Consider the following 1,482-nt stretch of genomic DNA (forward strand, 5'->3'; position numbering starts at 1 on the left):
CACTAGCGTTGCAATAACCCTGACATAAGGACCTAAAAAGTATGACAGTGGGTTATGAGTTATATTTTTACAGTTCCTTTTTCGTCTCCAAAGCTAAAGATCAACGGGGATAGAAATGTAGAGCACTGGTTGTCAATTTAATCCATATCTTATGTGTGAATTACTTTTTGCTTGGCCGGAGTTCACCCACCGTTGTTCGTAAGATCTTGGGCTTCTGCTGGGCTCCCGAGGGCTTTCCTCTGGAGGCTCTGCGCGGACGTAATACCTCTTGTTCAAAGGAAGACCATGGCAGATACAGATAGACCCGCATCACTTTGAGCAGTTGCCAAGGCGTGTGTCTGGTGGCAAAGGAGGCTTTCACCTCTTGAACCAGAAGCGCGGTGATCAAGACCAAGAACAACTGGTTCCAAATCGCCTGCGGTTTATAGCTATGCACATGCACCATCGACAAATGCTGCTTGATCCATTTGAAGAACAACTCGATCAGCCAGCGACATTTATAAATCTGTGCAATGTCTTCGGCGGACAACTCCCAGATCGAGGTGACGAGCCGGTAACGTCGTCCTTGCTCATCCGTGAATTCAATAAGCCTAAGCGTTTGCTTGTCGGCGCGATCGGCACTGCCCATTTGAACGCTGGCATCCCGGGTGATCCGGCCCTCGGCCACCACAGAAGATTCCTTGAGGACGGTGGTGTACGCCCGGTCTCGCAGACGCATCACAAACCGAATCCCATCCGTGCTCCATGCCTCCATTTTTTTGTAGTCATCATAGCCCCGGTCCATCACATAGGTGGTATCGGCCTTGGTGACCAAATGAAGGGCGCAGGCCCGGTCCCCAACATTGCCGGAGGTGGGCACCATGGCGTCGGGAAAGATGGTATCCGGCGATGCAGCAACGAGCCGCAGATGCATCTTGACGCTGCTGGCTTTGCGGGAGACCCGTGCCCAATCCCCAAGTCCAAACGACAACGGAACGCTGGAGGCATCCACAATGCTCAGTCTTCCAATAGTTTTGGAGACACCTCCACCGGATGCCGTTCGTCGTTTGGCGCGCGTCGCGAGTTGCTGAAAAATCCACTCGAGGAGCTCCGTGGGTAGGCGATCAAGGGAACGGGACAACTGTGAACCGCTGATGCTATCCAGATGAAGCCATCGCTGGAGCTCGGGTTGTGCACGAATATGGGCTTCCATTTCGCTATAGGAAGACCAACGGTACATCTGAGCGACGACGAAGATGAAAACAGTTTTCATCACGGTTAGCTTTTTGGTGTAGTGATCAAACAAGGTCCGTTCCAGAGCGTTAACCGGAAGTAAAGATAAGAATTGACGAAGGACAGAATTTACATTAACGTTATCCATGGGAGTCTCCTTTGTAAGGGGTATGGACAACGTGCCTACCTTCTTACAATAGGGGATTTTTTTATTGATCACCACTTCCTTTTTGAGATTTAGTTCGTGTCAACTTTTATGCAACGCTAGTG

At 50.5% G+C, this 1,482-nt stretch carries 1 protein-coding gene; it reads right to left on the minus strand.

The window, feature by feature from the left end; all coding sequences use genetic code 11:
- Positions 1-160: 160 nt before the first annotated feature.
- Positions 161-1,360 (minus strand): IS4 family transposase, encoded by a 1,200-nt coding sequence (locus tag ACX1DY_RS31355; RefSeq protein WP_458968036.1) that lies wholly within the window; start codon positions 1,358-1,360, stop codon positions 161-163.
- Between the last annotated feature and the right edge of the window lie 122 nt (positions 1,361-1,482).

Source organism: Paenibacillus sp. BAC0078, from assembly GCF_054483875.1.